A 17912-nucleotide genomic window follows, 5' to 3' on the forward strand; every position below is an offset into this window, starting at 1 on the left:
CTCCCGGTATCAGTCGCTTGGCGAGCCGCGATCAAGCCAGCCTGCGATCGATATGGCAAGATCGATGATGCGTCAGAAGCATTAGGGGAGCGAATGCTGGGCCGGACGGCAGGTCACATCCCGTTAACCGGCTATGCGCCCAGCGCAATGGTGCATTGCAACATCTTATTTTTGCAACGCACCATAACTATGTCATGCTTCGTATCGATCAAGGGAGGAACAACTGGCCGCGAAATGCGGCGCAAAAGGAAACTCGCTATGATCATCGACAGCCTCATGAGCCGCGCTCGCGCCAGCATCGCCAAGCGCCGGCATTACAACCGCCTCGTCGCCGAAATCGACAGCTTCAGCAGCCGCGACCTCGCCGACATGCGCGCCGACCGCTCAGAAATGCTCTATCAGGTCCACAAGCAGATCTACGGCTGAGTCTTCGGTCGACCTATCACGATCGGCGGGCATCAGCCCGGCACGGCCAGCGCCTTCTCGATCTCCGGCAGCAGCAGCGTCTGCGCCGAGTCCGGCGTCAGCGGCCCGACATGCTTGTAGGCGATCTTGCCATCCTTGCCGATGACGAAGGTCTCCGGCACGCCGTAGACACCCCAGTCGATCGCTGTGCGCCCGGCCTGGTCGACGCCGATCGCCTGGAACGGATTGCCGAGATCGCCAAGGAACCGACGGGCGTTTTCCGGCTGGTCCTTGTAGTTCAGCGCTGCCATGACGAAGCGTCTGTCCTGCGACAGCGCCAGCAGCACCGGATGCTCGTCGCGGCATGGCGCGCACCAGGACGCGAAGACGTTGACCAGCGTCACTTTGCCGGCGAACTGTTTTGAATCGAGGCCCGGCAAATTGGTGCCCTCGAGCGCCGGCAGGTTGGTCTGCGGCGCCGGCAAGCCGATCAGCGCCGACGGCACTTCCGACACGTCGCGCCCGGACAACAGCTGCGCCAGGAACAATCCCGCCAGCCCGAGAAAGACCAGCAGCGGCACCAGCACGATCAGGCGGCGACGCGCCGGTGTTTCCGTTTCCGTGCTCATGATTTTGCTGCCTTGTCGGAGCGCCGGCGCACGCCGGACGCCTCCAGCTCGGCGAGCTCTCGCTTGCGGCCGCGCTGGTCGAGCAGGATCCAGCCAACCAGCCCGGCCAGCACCACGGCCGTAATGGCATAGGCGGCGGTGACATAAAGGGCATGCATGCTCATTTTCCCGATCCAAGGCTTCTCACGGCGAAATTCATAGCCTCACCGGCTGTTTGTCGCAATGAACGGGTCTGCGGCAGATTTGCGGTTATCGCAAGCCGAAGGTCACTGCGAAAGCAAAACACCTGATATGTTTTTGATACGCATGTATTGGCACGTCAGGGACAGCCTGACAGCCCCTTCGCAGGTAAGCAGGATTCTACCGGCGTCATCCCACATCCTGATTGCACTGGAGCCATGGCTCTGGAACTTGCGAAGGCTAATGGATTCGACCGCGATGAACTCAAGCCCGAAAGACACGGCATTGAACGCCGCCCATTTGGCGGGGGGCCGGTAGGGAAGGACGGTCGAGATGAAGGAAAGGTGCATGCTAGGCCCGTTGCGGTCCATCTTGGCCCCGGTAACCTCGACGGAGGACAGATCGGGGTAGTTGCCGTAGATGGTCTGGAGAAAGATCGGGTTCTCTATGCGCAGCGGCCACATCAATCCGTTCCGTGCCGCAGCGCCAGCGCCGCTGCCACCGGCCCGAGCACGGCAAGAAACAGGGTCAGCGCGGTAAGAATGAGGAAGGGATGCAGGAAGGGATCGGGGTCCGCCACCGCGCCATAGCTTGCCGATACGCCGAAGATCAGTACGGGAATGGTCAGCGGCAGCACCAGCACCGAGATCAGCAGTCCGCCGCGCGGCAACGCTACCGCCACCGCGGCACCGGCAGCACCGATGAAGGTGATCGCCGGCGTGCCGACCAGAAGCGTCAGCGCCGTGGCGCCGACGCCGGCCGGCTCCATGTTCATGAACAGGCCGAGCAGGGGAGCCGCGACGACCAGCGGCAGCACGCTTCCCGCCCAATGCGCCAGGCATTTCGTCAGCACGGTCAGGGCCAGCATGTGCCGGTCGTTGCCAAGCACCAGAAGATCGAGCGAGCCGTCCTCGCGGTCAGCCTGGAACAGCCGGTCGAGGCCGAGCAGGCAGGCCAGCAAGGCGGCGATCCACAGGATCGCCGGGCCGATGCGGGCCAGCAGCTTCAGGTCGGGACCGACGCCGAAGGGGATGGTCGCGATAACGGCGAGAAAGAAAATCACGCCGGTAAGCGCCCCGCCGCCGGCGCGGATACTTAAGCGGATGTCGCGCAGGAAGAGGGCTAGCATGATGTGAGATGCTTTCGCCCAGGCACCCCCCTCTGTCCTGCCGGACATCTCCCCCGCAAGGGGGGAGATTGGATGTCGCCTCGGCTTTCGTCAGTCTTCAACGTGAAAGAGAGGGCGAGTCGTTGAAACCGCCAATCTCCCCCCTTGCGGGGGAGATGTCCGGCAGGACAGAGGGGGGTGCGACAGAGCGCCGGCATCACCCAACCATCCCCATCACAAGCTCCCTCGCCCCCTCCAGCCCCAGCGGCAAATGCGTGGCCGCAACCACGATCCCCCCACCATCGAGATGCTTCCGCATTAGCCCGCCGAATCTCTCCTCCGAAGCCTTGTCCAGTCCCGCCGTCGGCTCATCGAGCAGCCACAATGGCCGATGACTGACCAGCAGTTTTGCGATCGCGGCGCGGCGGCGCTGGCCGGTCGAGAGATAGCCGAACGGCAGATGGCCGATGCCGCCCAACCCGACGGTCTCCAGCGCCTCTTCAACACCCCTGGAACCGGCGCCCGAAAAATCGCGCCAGAAGCACAGATTCTCCTTAACGGTGAGTGCGCTCTTCATTGCGTCGAGGTGGCCGAGATAGTGACAGGCCGAGGCGGCCGACGGAAAGTCTTCGCCACCACCTTCGAACCGCACACGGCCTGCCGCCACCGGCAACAGTCCGGCGATGATCCTGAGCAGCGTCGATTTGCCGGCGCCGTTCGCCCCGGTGACGACCAGCGCCTGGCCATCCCCCAGCGCGAATTCGATGCCGGAAAATACCGTCTCGCCGCCGCGTTCGCCGCCCAGATTTTCGGCGATCAGCCGCATCCGTTCCCCTTCGCCGAAAGTTCAAGCGCGGCTTCGGTGCGCCGCAGCAAAAATGGCAATTCCGTGTCTAGAACTATTCCAGAAAATTCTCTATATCCGCATCATCCGTGCCAGCGGTCGGCACGGGAACCGAATTTGCGCCGAACCAGCGCGCGTGCCGCCTTGAACGGCCCGGACGCTTGGGAACGGATAGCGGAAATGGCCGTACCCGCACCTTTGCGCGTGATTTGCATGCCCACTGGCGTCCGTTCCCTCCCCGGCAACCGACAGTTAGGGATCGCACGTGTCCAAATCACTCGACAGCTTCAATTGCCGCCGCACGCTGACCGCCGGCGGCACCGAGTACATCTACTATGACCTTGTCGAGGCCGAAAAGAACGGCCTCACCGGCATCGCTCAATTGCCCTATTCGATGAAGGTGCTGCTGGAGAACCTGCTGCGCAACGAGGACGGCCGTTCCGTCACCAAGGAGAGCATCCAGGCGGTCGCCGGCTGGCTGACCGACCGGGGCACTGCCGGCGTCGAGATCGCCTATCGCCCGGCCCGCGTGCTGATGCAGGATTTCACCGGCGTTCCGGCTGTGGTCGACCTTGCCGCCATGCGCGACGCCATGGCCTCGCTCGGCGGCGACCCGCAAAAGATCAACCCGCTGGTGCCGGTCGATCTGGTCATCGACCATTCGGTCATCGTCGACGAATTCGGCACGCCGCTGGCTTTCGCCCGCAATGTCGAGCTTGAGTATGAGCGCAATGAGGAACGCTACAAATTCCTGAAATGGGGCCAGCAGGCGTTCCGCAATTTCCGCGTCGTGCCGCCCGGCACTGGCATCTGCCATCAGGTCAACCTTGAGTACCTCGGCCAGGTCGTGTGGACCAACAGCGAAGATGGCGAGACCACCGCCTATCCCGACACCTGCGTCGGCACCGATTCGCACACCACCATGATCAACGGCCTTGGTGTTCTCGGCTGGGGCGTCGGTGGCATCGAGGCCGAGGCCGCGATGCTCGGCCAGCCCGTCTCCATGCTGTTGCCCGAAGTGATCGGCTTTCGCCTCACCGGCAGGCTGAGGGAGGGCGTCACCGCCACCGACCTGGTGCTCACCGTCACGCAGATGCTGCGCAAGAAGGGCGTCGTCGGCAAGTTCGTCGAATTCTTCGGTCCGGGCCTGTCCAACATGACGCTGGCCGATCGTGCCACCATCGGCAACATGGCGCCGGAATATGGCGCCACCTGCGGCTTCTTCCCGGTCGACAGCGAAACCATCCGCTACCTCACCATGTCCGGCCGTGACGAAAGCCGCATCGCCCTGGTCGAGGCTTATTCGAAGGCGCAAGGCCTATGGCGCGACGTCGGCTCGGCCGATCCGGTCTTCACCGATCTGCTCGAGCTCGATCTCGGCAGTGTCGTCCCGTCGATGGCCGGCCCGAAGCGGCCGGAAGGCCGCGTGGCACTTGAAGACATTCCGGCCGGCTTCGACAAGGCCATGGAGACCGAATACAAGAAGGCCGCCGAAATCGACAAGCGCTATGCCGTCGAGGGCACGGACTACGATCTTGGCCATGGCGATGTCGTCATCGCCGCCATTACCTCCTGCACCAACACCTCGAACCCGAGCGTGCTGATCGGCGCCGGGCTGTTGGCGCGCAACGCCAACCGGCTCGGCCTCAAGCAGAAGCCGTGGGTCAAGACCTCACTGGCGCCGGGCAGCCAGGTCGTCGCCGAATATCTGGAGAAATCCGGTCTGCAGAAGGAGCTCGACCAGATCGGCTTCAACCTGGTCGGCTTCGGCTGCACCACCTGTATCGGCAATTCCGGCCCGCTGCCGGCGCCGATCTCCAAGACCATCAACGATAAGGGCTTGATTGCTGCGGCAGTCTTGTCCGGCAACCGCAATTTCGAAGGCCGCGTCTCGCCCGACGTGCAGGCGAACTATCTCGCCTCGCCGCCGCTGGTCGTCGCCCACGCGCTGGCCGGGACCGTGACCAAGGATCTGACCACCGAGCCGCTCGGCGAGGATCGCAACGGCAATCCGGTCTATCTCAAGGACATCTGGCCGAGTTCAGTCGAGATCCAGGAATTCATCGAGAAGAATGTCACGCGCGAATTGTTCGCCCGCAAATATGCCGACGTCTTCAAGGGCGACGAGTACTGGCAGAACGTCAAGGCGCCGGAAGGCCAGACCTATGCCTGGGACGACAATTCGACCTATGTGCAGAACCCACCCTATTTCGCCGGCATGACATCAGGCTTCGGCAAGATCGGCGATATCAAGGGCGCGCGTGTGCTCGGTCTGTTCGGCGATAAGATCACCACCGACCACATTTCGCCGGCCGGTTCGATCAAGGCGGCCTCCCCGGCCGGCAAGTACCTCACCGACCACGGCGTCGGCGTCGCCGATTTCAACCAGTATGGCACGCGCCGCGGCAACCACGAGGTGATGATGCGCGGCACCTTCGCCAACATCCGCATCCGCAACCACATGCTGGGCGAGAACGGCCGCGAGGGCGGCTACACCATCCATTACCCGTCGAAGGAAGAGGAATCGATCTACGACGCCGCCATGCACTACAAGAAGGAGGGCGTGCCGCTGGTCATCTTCGCCGGCGTCGAATATGGCAACGGCTCGTCGCGCGACTGGGCGGCCAAGGGTACGAATCTGCTCGGTGTCCGCGCGGTCATCGCTCAGTCCTTCGAGCGCATCCACCGCTCCAACCTGGTCGGCATGGGCGTAATCCCCTTCGTCTTCGAGGAAGGCACCTCGTGGGCCTCGCTCAACCTCAAGGGCGACGAACTGGTCGAGATCGACGGACTGAGCAACATCAAGCCGCGGCAGAAGATGATCGCCAGGATCACCTATGGCGACGACAGCGTCAAAGAGGTTCCGATCATCTGCCGCATCGATACGCTGGACGAGCTCGACTACTTCAAGAATGGCGGCATCCTGCAATACGTGCTGCGCGACCTTGCGGCTTAAGGGAGTAGGGCAATAAGGGAGTAGGGCAGTAGGGGAAGCAAGGACAAGCACCTACTGCCCTACTGCCCTACTGCCCTACTTTGGCTTTCCAAACCGCGCTGTCGCCGCCAGCAGCACGCCAAGCATCAGCCCGTTGAGGATGTGCCACAGGAAATGCGTGCCGAGCGGAAAGCCGCCGCAGACCAGCGGATCGATCATCCGGCAGACGACCGACACGACGAAGATCGCCGAACCCGCCAGATTGTACCAGCCGGCACGATTGCCGCTGGCCGCCACCCAGGCGCCGAAGAAGGCAAGCGCCAGGAAGGGCGGCAGGTAGCCGGTCGTGCCGTTCGACGCTTGGCGCAGCCAGTCCGGCACGGCAAAGGTCACCAGCCCGGCAACGGCGTAAAAGGCGACGAAGATGACGATCGCCTTGCCCCATTTCATGCCGAGAAAACGTCGCAGGTTGAACAGCGTGTAGGCCAGCGTGAACCCTGCAATCGGCAGCACGTCGGCCAGGATCATTCCCCTTGTGGCAAAGGTGTGGAACAGCGACGAGCCGACGCCGATCGCCACCACCCACCAGGCCAGCACTTCGGCGAAGGCGCCGGTGCCGCGCTTGCGCACCTGCCAGACACCCCATAGCCCGGCGGCAAAAAAAGCCAGATTGCTCAGCGCATTGAGCGGTTCAGCCCAGAATTCCGGCCCCGTCCGTTCGCAATAGAGGTCGACCGACGCCAGGAGAGATTGCCACATGCTGATTGCCGCCCGAATCGCTTCCATCGTGAAGTGCGCGTCCACCTATTGCGCCCTTGCCAGCGGTTGCAACGGCAAAATTTCACCGCAACGTGACTTCCCGTTGACTGCCGCTTCTGCCACATATTTCGACAATCAGAACAAAGCCGGCATCACCGGCGGGATCGGAACGGCCATGTCATCTCGAAGACCATTGCGGCTTGCGGCCGTTGCGCTGGCTCTCTCGGCGTTTGCCGGAAGCGCCTTCGCCGAGCAGGCCGACAAGCCATTAGGCGTCGTCGAGCTCTTCACCAGCCAGGGATGTAATTCCTGTCCGCCGGCCGACGAATTCTTCGCCGAGCTCGCCGCCAAGGAGAACATCGTCGCGCTCGCCTATCATGTCGATTATTGGGATTACCTCGGCTGGCAGGATACGATGAGCCGCAAGGAAAATACCGAGCGGCAATATGAGTATATGCGCGCCTTCGGCAGCCGTTCCGTCTACACCCCGCAAGCCGTCATCAACGGCCGCAGCCATGTCAATGGCGCCAGCCGCAAGGAAGTCGACGGCGCGCTGGCCCGCATGGAGAGGGTCGGCGAAGGCATGCGCGTCGGAATCAAGGTCAGCCGGACCAGCGATCGCGTCATGATCGATGCCGGCGACGCCGTGACCGGCCCCGCCGACGCGCATGTCGTCATCGTCTATTTCAACCCGCCGCAGACGATCAAGATCGGCAAGGGTGAAAACACCGGCCGCAGCATGACCTACTGGAACGCCGTCTCCAGCATCCAGACCGCCGGCATGTGGCACGGCAAGGCGCAGCGCTACGAACTGCCGATGAGCGAGATCGCCAAGAAGGGCGGCTGCGCCGTGCTGCTGCAGTCGGTCGGCAAGGACGGCGTGCCCGGTCCGATCCTGGGTGCAGCCTTTATCCGCAAGCCTTAGATGGAGCGCTCTCCCTTCTCCCTTGTGGGAGAAGGTGTCGCCGAAGGCGACGGATGAGGGTGTTCCAGGGAACGCCAACGCCTCACTCCGTCCAACACCCCTCATCTGTCTCGGCGCTGCGCGCCGATCCACCTTCTCCCACAACAAGGGGAGAAGGGATAGCCGCGCTCAAGCCTCCGACGACAGCCTATCCGGATGGATCGCGCCGCCACGGCTCCAGCCAATAAAAAACCGGCGTCAGCTTGCTTCTGACGCCGGTCATTTAGGTTTTGGGATCGTCGCACCCGATCTTTCCAAGGAAAGACCGAGGTTGGTTCGATCCGACGCAGACCCGTGGGCGGGGGGCTTGGGGTTTACGAGCCGGTGCCGGACCGAACCGTCTCAGGCAACGCCGGTAAATTCGTCGGACATTGGGGCATGAGCACGGATAAAAAAAGGCAGGATTGTGGCGAAGCATCACCAATTCCAACAGGCGTTTCGCAAACGTGACTGGACGTTGGAGAAACCGCGCGGTGCTGCCGTTGCCCGGCCGGGCCTTGCAATTCGGCAACGAAAGCGCCAACTTTGGTCGGCGTACGATTCATTGCGAGGATCCAGGCATGACTGATCGCAGCAGCGGGACGGAGGATGGGGACGCATCCGCAATATTGATCCCGCTGCACGAGGCAAGACACGAACGCCTCGACCAGCCGGTGCGGTTCGACCGCCGCGAACTGGACCAGATCCTCAGGCTCTACGGCCGTATGGTCGCCGCCAATGAATGGCGCGACTATGCTATTGACCATCTCACCGACCGCGCCGTTTTTTCCGTCTTCCGTCGCACCAGCGAAGTGCCGCTTTTCCAGATCGTCAAGGATCCGAAGCTGGCGCGCCGGCAAGGCGCATTCGCCGTCATCGCCGCCGGCGGACGCATCCTCAAGCGTGGCCAGGAACTCGGCCGGGTGCTTGGCGTGTTCGACCGAACGCTGAAGCTGGTCGAGGCGTAACCCCTTATTTTTGTTTGCGGAACTTCCGCTCGGGCAGCGATTGCGGATCGGGCGGGACCGACGCTCCACCGTTGATCGGCAGTTGCATGAACACCGTGTCCAGCCAGCGTCCGTGCTTGTAGCCGGAACCTTCCAGGCGACCGGAATGGTGAAAGCCGAGCTTCTCGTGCAACCGCACCGAGGCGCTGTCGGGCCGGCCATCGCCAATCACCGCGATGATCTGGCGAAAGCCCGCCGCCTTGGCTGCCTCGATCAGCCCTTGCATCAGAAGCAGCCCGACGCCCTGCCCCTTGGCGTCGGGCGCGACATAGACGGAATCCTCAACCACGAAGCGGTATGCCGGGCGCGGCCGGAAAGCGCCGGCATAGGCATAGCCGAGCACAATGCCGTCTTTTTCCGCCACGAGATAGGGAAAGCCACCCGCTACCAAACTGTCGAAGCGCGCTCCCATCTCGATACGACTTGGCGGGTCGAGTTCATAGCTCGCCGTGCCGTTTGTCACCGCGTCGGCATAGATTTCCGTGATCCGGTCGAGATCGGCCGACGTCGCGGCCCGCAAGGTGATGCTGCTCATAATTTATGCACGTCGTTCATCTGCCCTATATCACAGCAAAAGCCGGCACAAAAGAAAAGGGCGGCCATTGGGCCGCCCTTTCCAAACTCGCTGGTCCAGTCAGACGATGATCCCGAAAAGTGGAAACCGGTTTTCGGAAAAGATCATGGTCAACAAAGAACGCCGTACTAGCGACGGTCGCCCATGAACTGCAGCAGGAACATGAACAGGTTGATGAAATCGAGATAGAGCCTCAGTGCGCCCATGATCGCCTTGCGGCCGGCGACATCAGTCTCGTCACCCTCGAAATACATCTCCTTGATGTTCTGCGTGTCATAGGCGGTGAGGCCTGCGAAGATCAGCACGCCGATCGCCGAAACGGCGAAGGAAAGCGCCGACGACTGCAGGAAGATGTTGATCACCATCGCGATGATCAGGCCGACCAGGCCCATGACCAGGAACGAGCCGAACGCGGAAAGGTCGCGCTTGGTCGTGTAGCCGTAGAGCGACAGCCCGCCAAACGCGGCGGCGGTGGCGAAGAAGGTCTGCGAGATACTGGCGGTGGTGTAGACCAGGAAGATCGACGACAGCGACAGGCCGACAAGGCCGGCGTAAACCCAGAACGTCGTCTGCGCCGCCGAAACGCTCATCGATTGGACCCGGAACGACAGGAACATCACCGCTGCCAGCGGGGCAAAGATCACCAGCCATTTCAGCGGCGAGCCGAAGATCGCGTAGCCGAACGAGGTCAGCATCTCGCCGCTTGGCAACGTGGCAACCGCCGAGGCGGGATCGCTGGTGGTGGCCAGCATGATTGTGCCGACCGCGGCAAGGCCGGTGATGAGGAGGCCAAGCCCCATCAGGTTGTAGACTTTGATCATGTAGGCGCGCAGGCCCTGGTCGATGGCAGCATCGACGCCGGCGCCGGGCACGGCGCGCGTCTGATAATTGCGAACGGGATCAGCCATGGAAATCCTCATATTGCTTCTGCCCCGTCCGGTGTCAGGTCCTTTTGAACCCAGGCGCCGCTGGCGGGGCTCCAGCATGCCTGCGCCGAAATATGATGGTTCTTGGCGTAAAGGACAAGACCGTAACCGGACGTAATGCTCCGTGAAATGCCGGAGATCCGGTTTTATTGGCCTTGCCGGTCGAAACATTAACGAGATTTAATCAAAACCGGCTCTGGCTCAAAGATTCCGCAGCACCGGCGCCGCCTTGTGGCCCAGCACCCGCCACGTGCCGGCCAGGCCGATACCCACCGTGACCACCAGTGAAAAGCCGATGGTCGCCACCGCCACCTCGGGCATGAAGTGCGATGGCAGTGTCATGATGCGCGCGACGACGTACCACGCCGCCACACCGCCCGCCGCCAGCGCGAAGATCGCGGTCGCAAGGCCGATCAGCATGTATTCCAGCGAAAAGGCCGCGATCAGCGTTTTCCTGGTCGCACCCAGGGTCTTCAGCACCACCGCGTCGTGGATGCGGGCCCGGTTGCCGGCGGCGAGCGCCCCGGCCAGCACCAGCACCGAGGCGATCAACGCCACGCCCGCCGCAGCCCTGATCGCGGTGCCGAGCTGCGCCACCAGCCGGTTGACGATGTCGAGCGCGTCCTTGACCCTGACCGTCGTCACCGCGGGAAAAGCCCGGGTGACGGCATTGAGAAGATGCGCGTCGTCGGCCGCCGACGCATTCGTCTCGGTCAGCGTCGCCAACCAGCCATGCGGCGCCCCGGCGAATGTGTTGGGCGAGAACACCATGACGAAATTGATGCCCATGGTTTCCCATTCGACCTGGCGGAAATTGGCAATCTTGGCCGTGATGTTGCGGCCGAGCACATTGACGGTGATGGTGTCGCCGAGCTTCAGCCCGATCTCCTTGCCCTCCTCGGCGGAAAACGAGACCAGCGGTTCGCCGGAATAATTCCCCGGCCACCAGCTGCCCTCGGTCAGCGTTGCATTCTCCGGCAATTGTGCGTCATAGGTCAGCCCACGGTCGCCGCGCAGCACCCAGGCGCCTTCGGCCGGAACCTTGACCTTGTCGACATCGACGCCGTTGAGCGCCATCACCCGGCCGCGCAGCATCGGCACCTTAATCAGCGTGCCCTGCGGCGCCTCTTTGCCGACCAGCGCGGAGAAGGCATCGACGTCGCCGCTCTGGATATCGACGAAGAAGAAGTTCGGCGCCCGTTCCGGCAGGCTGCCGGAAATCTGCCGCCTGAGATTGCCATCGATCAGCGCCAGCGTCACCAGGAGCGTCAGCCCGAGACCCAGCGACAGCACCACGGACGGCGTCAAGGCGCCAGGCCGATGGATGTTGCCGATGGCGAGCCTGAGCGCCGTCGAGCGCACACGCGGACTTCTCTTCGCCGCCCACTGCACCAGCGTACCGACGACACGCAGCACCAGGAACGAAAAGACCGTGGCGCCGACGAAGATCGAGGCAATACGGCGGTCGCCGGAAAACAGGATCGCCAGCACCGCGAGCAGCAGCGCGATGGCCATTGCCGCGGCGACATAGAGCGGGCGGGGAAAACCGCGGCCCTCAAAACCCATTTCGCGAAACAGCGCCGTCGCTGGCACGTCGCGAGCACGGCCGAGCGGCAGCAGGGCGAAGGCCAGCGTCACCAGCAGCCCGAACAGCGCTGCCATGCCGAGGGCGCCGGGATAGAACCCACCTTCCGCCGGCACCGGAATAACCGACTGGAGTGCCGCGCTGGCCGCGAACGGCATCAGCGCGCCAAGCACAAGGCCCAGCGTGATACCGAGGGCGGCAATCATCAGGATCTGCACCAGGTAGACGGCAAAGACGAACCCGCCCGAAGCCCCCAGGCTCTTGAAGGTGGCGATGACGCCGCGCTTGCCGTCGAGATAGGCACGCACCGCATTGGCCACGCCGACGCCGCCGACCACCAGCGCCGTCAGCCCGACCAACGTCAGGAATTGCGAGAACCGCTCGATGTTCGAGGACAGCGCCGGCGCTGCGTTGCTGCGCGTGCGGATCGACCAGCCGGCCTGCGGGAACTCTTTCGCGGCCTGCTCCTGGATCGCCTTGATCTGTACTTCAGTGGTGCCGCCGGGCAGGCGGACCTTATAGGCGTTCTCGACCAGGCTGCCCGGCTGGATCAGGCCTGAAGCGGCAAGCCCGTCGGTCGACACCATCAGCCGCGGCGCAAAACCGAAGCCATCCGACACCGCATCTGGCTCGTTGACCAGCTTGGCGCGCAGCTCGAATGTCGCGCTGCCGAGCTTCAACCGGTCACCGATGCCAAGGTTCAGCCGCTCGAACAGAAGGTCCGGGGCGGCGGCGCCGAAGACACCGGATTTTTCGCCGAACAAATCCTCTCGCGACAGCACCGGCTGGGTCTCCAGCGCGCCATAGAGCGGATAGGCGCCGTCGACCGCCTTGGCCTCGACCAGCGCCTGGTCGGAGCCGTCCTCGAGCCTCGCCATCGAGCGCATGTTGGCGCTGTGCGAAACCGTGCCAAGCCGGCCGAGGAAGCTGCGTTCGGCTCTGGTCGGATCGCGCTGGTTGATCTGGAAGCGGAGATCGCCGCCGAGCAGCGTCTGACCCTGGTCGGCAACACCGGCGGAAATCGCCTGCGCCACCGAATTGACGCCGCCGATTGCCGCGACGCCGAGCGCAATGCAGGCAAGGAAGATCAGGAAACCGGACAGCCCGCCGCGCATTTCGCGCAGCGAGAACTTGAAGGCCAGCCTCAGCGTTTGCGACAGCGGCATCAGGCGGTCACCTTGCCGGCCCTGGAGGCCGGCTTGGATGCGTCCTCAATCAGCCCCGACCGCATCGACACCTGGCGCGAGCAGCGCGCCGCGAGCACCGGGTCATGCGTGACCAGCACCAGCGTCATGCCGCGTTCGGCCGCCTTGGCGAACAGCAGGTCGGCGACGTGCCGTCCCGTCGCCTGGTCGAGATTGCCGGTCGGCTCGTCGGCGATCAGGATGCGTGGCGACGGCGCCAGCGCCCGGGCGATCGCCACGCGCTGCTGCTCGCCGCCAGACAATTCGCCGGGATAATGGGTGATGCGATCGCTAAGGCCGACCGCCGCCAGTTCGCGCGCCGCCACGCCGAACGGATCGGCATGGCCGGCAAGCTCAAGCGGGACGGCGACGTTTTCCAGCGCCGTCATATTGGGGATGAGGTGGAACGACTGGAACACGATGCCGATGTTTCGCCCTCGAAACGATGCGATCTGGTCTTCGCTTTTGCCGTTGAGCAGCTCGCCGGCAATTCGTACCGCACCCGAATCGACCCTTTCAAGCCCGGCCAAAACCATCAGCAATGTCGACTTTCCCGAACCCGAAGGTCCAACGATGCCTGTCGCTTCGCCGCTCGCCACATCAAGGCTGACGCCCTTCAGCACATGCACCGAGGATGCGCCTTCGCCGAGCGTCAGCGATACGTCTTTCAGCGAAATGACGGCTTCTTCCAAAATCAAATCGTCCTATATGGGGGAAAGAGGGCTAGAGCATCCGATGCTCGACAAAGACGAAAACCTGCCTTCGCCAACAGATGTTCCTGGTCATATGGGGCCTGCCGCATGGCTTTCAAACACACTTTTGCCGCAGCCTTCGCCCTTTTCCTCGCGATCTGCAGCGCCATTTCGTCGGCGCGCGCCGAGCCCTTCACCATCGTTGGCTTCGGCGACAGCTTGATGGCGGGTTATGGCCTTGGGCCGGGTCAGGGGTTCACCGAAAAGCTGCAGGCCGCGCTTCGCGCCAAGGGCTACGATGTCACGGTCGCCAATGCCGGCGTTTCCGGCGATACGACGAGCGGCGGCCTGTCGCGGCTCGACTGGTCGGTGCCGGACGGCACGCAGCTGGTCATCCTGGAGCTCGGCGCCAACGACATGCTGCGCGGCGTTTCGCCCGCCATAGCGGAAAAGAACCTGGACGCCATGCTGGCAAAGCTGAAGCAGCGCAAGATCGCCGTGTTGCTGGCCGGGATGCGCGCGGCGCCGAATCTCGGCGCCGATTACCAGAGGGCCTTCGACGCGACCTTTCCGAGACTGGCTGAAAAATACGGCGTGCCGCTCTATCCTTTCTTTCTCGAGGGCATCGCCGGCCAATCCGTCCTGCAGCTCGAAGACGGTCTTCATCCAAACGCCCGAGGCGTCGACCGCATCGTCGAGGGTATCCTGCCCAGCGTGGAGAAGACCATTGAAGCGATCCGGGGCAATTCCTGAAGGCGAGGGTTCGCCGCCGCAACACCTTCCGCGGGGGAAGCTTTTAGGCAGGCCTGCGACCAACAAACCCCTTGCCCCGTTTGAATATCGATGATTCGCTAGGGGCAAGAGTTCGATTCGAGGACAGGAGGCTTGCCATGCCGCGTCTTTTTACCGCCCTCGAAATACCGCGTGATGCCGCTCTTTCGCTGTCCCTGCTCAGGGGCGGCCTGCCCGGAGCCCGCTGGATCGACGTCGAAAACTATCATCTGACGCTGCGCTTCATTGGCGATGTCGAGGGCCATGTCGCCGACGAAATCGCCAACGCGCTCGACCGCGTTCACCGCCCGTCCTTCCCGCTGACGCTGTCCGGCGTCGGCGCCTTCGGCCAGAAGAAGCCGCATGCGGTGTGGGCCGGGGTCGCCGCTTCGCCCGATCTTTCCGCTCTGCAAAGCGAAATCGAGCGCATCTGCCAGCGGCTCGGCATCCCGGCCGACCCGCGCAAGTTCATGCCGCATGTGACGCTGGCCCGCCTGCGCAATGCGAGCCCGCTCGACGTCGCCCAGTATCTGTCGGCGCGCGGCAATTTTTCGACGCTGCCGTTCCGGGTCGGCCGCTTCGTGCTGATGTCGTCGCGCGACTCGGTCGGCGGCGGGCCTTACGTCGTCGAGGAGGCTTGGCCGCTTTCAGGTGCCGACAACCGCGTCGCCAGCCGTTTGGCCGGCGCCGCCGACGCTTCGCGGATCATGCGGTAGACGGACATGGCCAGGGAGAAACTAGCAAAAGAGGCGATCAGCGCCGAACTTGCCGGCCTCGACGGCTGGTCGCTGGCCAAGGATGGTGGTTCGATCAGCCGCAGCTTCACTTTCAAGAATTTCTCGGAAGCCTTTGCCTTCATGACCCGCGTTGCCCTGGCTGCGGAGAAGATGGACCACCACCCCGACTGGTCGAACGTCTACAAGACGGTAAACGTGACCCTCAACACCCACGACGTCGGCGGCCTGACCGCGCTGGATTTCGATCTGGCCAGGAAGATGAACCGCTATTTCGGCACCTGACGTTATCTGCACCTTGCAGCGAGGTTCGGCTTTCACCACATTTTGCCTCGCGGTCACGCGTGAAGTCACGCGACGGCGGCAAGGAGAGGTTGATGGCGCAAAAATCCGGTTTTGATTTCTTCGGCCTCGGCAGCAAGCTGGGCAATGAGAGCGAAGTACGCGAAAAGTTCTGGCGTACGGCGAAGAAGGCTGCCCGGCAGATCCCGTTCATGGAGGAGGTGGTCGCCGCCTATTACTGCGCCATGGACAAGAAGACGCCGCTGCGCGCCAAGGGCACATTGCTGGCTGCGCTCGGCTATTTCGTGCTGCCGACGGACGTCATCCCCGATTTCATCTTTGGGCTTGGCTTCACCGACGACATCGCTGTGCTGACCGCGGCGATCACAACCGTCAGCGCCCACATCACGCCGGCGCACCGGCTCGCCGCCAGGCAGGCCATCGCCGACAAGAGCTGAGCCGGTACGGCGCAAAAAATCGCGCGGGAACCGACTTTCCGGCCGTCAAAGCCACCGCCGCACCCGCGTCTTGTAGGCGCGATAGGCGTCTCCGAACTTACGCTCGAGATAACGCTCTTCCGGCGCGATGACGCCCGTATTGATCACCCACAGCAAGGGAATGACGAGCGCGATACCCCAAAGACTTCCGGCCGCGACACCGAGGCCCAGATAGATAAGGGTCGCTCCCAGATAGAACGGATTTCTGGTCCACCGATAGATACCGTCGACGACCAGCGCCGTCGTTGGCAAGGTCGGTGGTATGTTGGTTCCAGGGGCCTGAAAGCGGCCCGCCGCCATAAAGATGAGCACCAAGCCGCACACCGCGAGCACGGCGCCGGCCAGATAGCGGGCGAGGGCCTGCCCGGCCATGACCGAGAGCGGCGCGAGCACCTCGAGCACGGTTGCCGCCGCCAGGAAGCCGAGGAAGATCAAAGGCGGCAGCGCAATGACCCCCGCCACGTCGGGCGCGCCCGGTCCGCCCGCCACCTCTCCGCCATCCGACCGGGGCACCGCGCCGCTGGCCACCGCGCGGACGGCGACACGAATGCCGAACACGATCGCCAGGACGACTGTGCCGCCCGCCAGGATCAGAACTGTCTCGGAAATGGCCATGGCCAAATCTCCCGTAAGCCGCCAAGGAGGGCACCCTGGCCGAGTGCCGTGGAGCCGAACGCAGACATATACCGCCTGGCGGGAAATTCGTCACGTAGCTCTCAGAAAAGCGAGAATCGCTGCAAGACCTAGCTGCTTGAAAAGTCAAACTCTTGCCGTTTTCGTGGCCTCCAAGTCGCGGCAGGGACATTGCGCCAGCCGCTTTTTCAAGCGGCAGCGCGAAGACGGCGGCGGTTTCCTGGCGTGAACATCCTTTTCTCAGGGGAAATTCACCGTTTGGTAACCCAGATTAAATCAAAATGAAGCGACGGGCAGGACGCCGAGCCGGCCTGCCGCCGCACCAGTGGAATACGGGAAAAGCGATGCGCGGATTGATTGCTATAGTTTCCAGCCTGGCCCTGGTGGCCTTGACGGCGCCCGCGCTGGCGCAGTCGGCAACCAAGATCGGCCAGCACAATGCCTGGGGCACCTACAGCTACCAGGCGTCGGGCGGCGGCAAGGTCTGCTATGTCCTGACCGTGCCAACCGACAAGCAGCCGCCGACGCTCGATCATGGCGACATGTTCTTCTTCGTCAGCCAGCGGCCGGGGCAGCAAGTGTCCTACGAGCCGCAATTCATCGCCGGCTATACCTTCCAGGAAGGTTCCAAGGCCACCGTCACCATCGACAAGAAGTCTTTTTCGATGTTCACGCGCGGCAAGTCGGCCTGGGTCGAGAACGCCGCCGAGGAGCCGGTGCTGATCGCCGCGATGAAGACCGGCACCGACATGAAGGTGTCAGCCAAGTCCGGCCGCGGCAATACCACCACCTACGTCTTCTCGCTGAAGGGCATCTCGGCGGCGCTGGCCTCGATCGCCAAGTGCAAGTAAAGTCCTCGTCCGGGACGTTCACCACCTAACACAGCGACGTAAAGAACCAGCGTTCGTGCGGTCTTGCCTTCTCTCCTTGTGGGAGAAGGTGGATTGGCGCGCAGCGCCAAGAGGGTTGAGGGGTGCTGGACGGAGTGCAGGGGATGCCAAGCTGGAACACCCCTCATCCGACCGAGCTTCGCTCGGCCACCTTCTCCCACAAGGGACCTGTTGCGCAGTCATGAGCAAAAGCTTGCGGCGGCGGGGTTGCGGCGGTTGTTCGCTTGTTTGCGGGGGATTTGACGTCTTGTTTGGGGTTTCAGGCGGTCGTCCGACCCTGTATGGGCGGACTCAGGCGCACCTATCCCGCGATAGCGGCCCATCGGCGCATGTT

General features: G+C 63.3%; 20 protein-coding genes. 9 read left to right on the top strand and 11 right to left on the bottom strand.

Going from position 1 to position 17912, the window contains the following annotated elements:
- Positions 1 to 258: 258 nt before the first annotated feature.
- Positions 259 to 426: a hypothetical protein gene (locus NKH71_RS08930; RefSeq protein ID WP_023721879.1), complete on the top strand. Its 168-nt coding sequence runs from the start codon at positions 259 to 261 to the stop codon at positions 424 to 426.
- 32 nt (positions 427 to 458) lie between these two features.
- Here NKH71_RS08930 and NKH71_RS08935 read toward each other — a convergent pair whose 3' ends face one another.
- From NKH71_RS08935 to ccmA, 5 genes are all read right to left on the bottom strand, one after another.
- Positions 459 to 1034, bottom strand: coding sequence for a DsbE family thiol:disulfide interchange protein (locus tag NKH71_RS08935; RefSeq protein ID WP_352790086.1), 576 nt, complete (start codon positions 1032 to 1034; stop codon positions 459 to 461).
- Positions 1031 to 1198, bottom strand: coding sequence for a heme exporter protein CcmD (gene ccmD, locus NKH71_RS08940; RefSeq protein ID WP_023721882.1), 168 nt, complete (start codon positions 1196 to 1198; stop codon positions 1031 to 1033). Before ccmD ends, NKH71_RS08935 begins: the two co-directional genes overlap by 4 nt.
- A 102-nt stretch (positions 1199 to 1300) precedes the next feature.
- On the bottom strand, positions 1301 to 1678 hold the full coding sequence (locus tag NKH71_RS08945) for an Imm50 family immunity protein (RefSeq protein WP_352481064.1): 378 nt from the start codon (positions 1676 to 1678) through the stop codon (positions 1301 to 1303).
- Complete coding sequence (gene ccmB, locus NKH71_RS08950) at positions 1678 to 2343, bottom strand: heme exporter protein CcmB (protein WP_352894767.1); 666 nt, start codon at positions 2341 to 2343, stop codon at positions 1678 to 1680. Before ccmB ends, NKH71_RS08945 begins: the two co-directional genes overlap by 1 nt.
- A gap of 196 nt (positions 2344 to 2539) precedes the next feature.
- Positions 2540 to 3148 carry a heme ABC exporter ATP-binding protein CcmA gene (ccmA, locus tag NKH71_RS08955; protein ID WP_023721885.1) on the bottom strand — a complete coding sequence of 203 codons (609 nt, stop codon included), beginning with the start codon at positions 3146 to 3148 and terminating at the stop codon, positions 2540 to 2542.
- Between the two features lie 283 nt (positions 3149 to 3431).
- Between ccmA and acnA the strand changes: the two genes are divergently transcribed.
- Positions 3432 to 6122, top strand: coding sequence for an aconitate hydratase AcnA (gene acnA / locus NKH71_RS08960; protein WP_023721886.1), 2691 nt, complete (start codon positions 3432 to 3434; stop codon positions 6120 to 6122).
- Positions 6123 to 6197: 75 nt separating this feature from the next.
- On the opposite strand, the gene NKH71_RS08965 is transcribed toward acnA, so the two are convergent.
- Entirely contained in the window at positions 6198 to 6860 is a 663-nt protein-coding gene (locus NKH71_RS08965; RefSeq protein ID WP_352894769.1) for a ceramidase domain-containing protein, read from the bottom strand.
- Between the two features lie 175 nt (positions 6861 to 7035).
- On the opposite strand from NKH71_RS08965, the gene NKH71_RS08970 reads away from it, so the two are divergent.
- A complete protein-coding gene (locus tag NKH71_RS08970) occupies positions 7036 to 7785 on the top strand; it encodes a DUF1223 domain-containing protein (RefSeq protein WP_352894770.1) in 750 nt (249 codons plus the stop codon).
- Between the two features lie 599 nt (positions 7786 to 8384).
- A complete protein-coding gene (locus NKH71_RS08975; protein ID WP_023721889.1) occupies positions 8385 to 8771 on the top strand; it encodes a DUF2794 domain-containing protein in 387 nt (128 codons plus the stop codon).
- 4 nt (positions 8772 to 8775) lie between these two features.
- On the opposite strand, the gene NKH71_RS08980 is transcribed toward NKH71_RS08975, so the two are convergent.
- The 4 genes from NKH71_RS08980 to NKH71_RS08995 form a co-directional block, all read right to left on the bottom strand.
- Positions 8776 to 9345, bottom strand: coding sequence for a GNAT family N-acetyltransferase (locus NKH71_RS08980; RefSeq protein ID WP_352894771.1), 570 nt, complete (start codon positions 9343 to 9345; stop codon positions 8776 to 8778).
- A 167-nt stretch (positions 9346 to 9512) separates the two neighbouring features.
- Positions 9513 to 10292: a Bax inhibitor-1/YccA family protein gene (locus NKH71_RS08985; RefSeq protein WP_254817871.1), complete on the bottom strand. Its 780-nt coding sequence runs from the start codon at positions 10290 to 10292 to the stop codon at positions 9513 to 9515.
- 219 nt (positions 10293 to 10511) lie between these two features.
- Entirely contained in the window at positions 10512 to 13061 is a 2550-nt protein-coding gene (locus tag NKH71_RS08990; protein WP_352894773.1) for an ABC transporter permease, read from the bottom strand.
- Complete coding sequence (locus NKH71_RS08995; RefSeq protein ID WP_023721893.1) at positions 13061 to 13771, bottom strand: ABC transporter ATP-binding protein; 711 nt, start codon at positions 13769 to 13771, stop codon at positions 13061 to 13063. The genes NKH71_RS08990 and NKH71_RS08995 overlap by 1 nt, the downstream gene beginning before the upstream one ends.
- 108 nt (positions 13772 to 13879) lie before the next feature.
- Here NKH71_RS08995 and NKH71_RS09000 point away from each other — a divergent pair, with 108 nt between their 5' ends.
- The 4 genes from NKH71_RS09000 to NKH71_RS09015 all read left to right on the top strand — a co-directional run bounded on the left by NKH71_RS09000 (position 13880) and on the right by NKH71_RS09015 (position 16016).
- A complete protein-coding gene (locus tag NKH71_RS09000; RefSeq protein WP_023721894.1) occupies positions 13880 to 14524 on the top strand; it encodes an arylesterase in 645 nt (214 codons plus the stop codon).
- 137 nt (positions 14525 to 14661) lie between these two features.
- Positions 14662 to 15258 (top strand): RNA 2',3'-cyclic phosphodiesterase, encoded by a 597-nt coding sequence (gene thpR / locus NKH71_RS09005; RefSeq protein ID WP_352481070.1) that lies wholly within the window; start codon positions 14662 to 14664, stop codon positions 15256 to 15258.
- 6 nt (positions 15259 to 15264) lie between these two features.
- Entirely contained in the window at positions 15265 to 15561 is a 297-nt protein-coding gene (locus NKH71_RS09010; RefSeq protein WP_352481071.1) for a 4a-hydroxytetrahydrobiopterin dehydratase, read from the top strand.
- 92 nt (positions 15562 to 15653) lie between these two features.
- Positions 15654 to 16016, top strand: coding sequence for a YkvA family protein (locus NKH71_RS09015; RefSeq protein ID WP_023721897.1), 363 nt, complete (start codon positions 15654 to 15656; stop codon positions 16014 to 16016).
- A 45-nt stretch (positions 16017 to 16061) separates the two neighbouring features.
- Here the strand turns inward: NKH71_RS09015 and NKH71_RS09020 are convergent, their stop codons facing one another.
- Positions 16062 to 16670 carry a methyltransferase family protein gene (locus NKH71_RS09020; RefSeq protein ID WP_352894774.1) on the bottom strand — a complete coding sequence of 203 codons (609 nt, stop codon included), beginning with the start codon at positions 16668 to 16670 and terminating at the stop codon, positions 16062 to 16064.
- Positions 16671 to 17032: 362 nt separating this feature from the next.
- On the opposite strand from NKH71_RS09020, the gene NKH71_RS09025 reads away from it, so the two are divergent.
- Positions 17033 to 17539, top strand: coding sequence for an invasion associated locus B family protein (locus tag NKH71_RS09025; RefSeq protein ID WP_023721899.1), 507 nt, complete (start codon positions 17033 to 17035; stop codon positions 17537 to 17539).
- Positions 17540 to 17912: the final 373 nt, after the last annotated feature.

This window comes from Mesorhizobium sp. M0983 (assembly GCF_040318975.1).
Taxonomy (GTDB): Bacteria; Pseudomonadota; Alphaproteobacteria; order Rhizobiales; family Rhizobiaceae; genus Mesorhizobium.